The sequence below is a fragment of the Colwellia marinimaniae genome, assembly GCF_002207865.1.
Lineage (GTDB): Bacteria > Pseudomonadota > Gammaproteobacteria > Enterobacterales > Alteromonadaceae > Colwellia > Colwellia marinimaniae.
This window is the reverse complement of sequence record NZ_BDQM01000561.1, coordinates 1-231: the sequence shown is the minus strand read 5'-3', so window position 1 is coordinate 231 and position 231 is coordinate 1. Positions and strand designations below refer to the sequence as shown.

1 protein-coding gene is annotated in these 231 nt (G+C 44.2%); it reads left to right on the top strand.

The genetic code is table 11. The features are described from left to right. On the top strand, positions 1–231 hold a 231-nt coding region (locus tag MTCD1_RS20495; protein ID WP_143760245.1), incomplete at both ends, for a hypothetical protein.

Sequence of the window (231 nt, the reverse complement as noted above, 5' to 3'; positions counted from 1 at the left end):
GCTTATTGCCGTCCGTTGCCAAGCAGCAAGCAAATAACCACCTGCTTAACGACGCTGAGCAACGACAGGTTTTCCACCAGGGGTTAGCGATCTTAGGCTTAACCGATACGGTAGATGAATTTAAGCCGTTAACGTTAGCTGCGTTTAATTCTGGTCCATTACAGGCATTATCAGCGGTGTACATTTATCAATATAAGTACCAATACCAAACACACGATGACAGTGATAAGT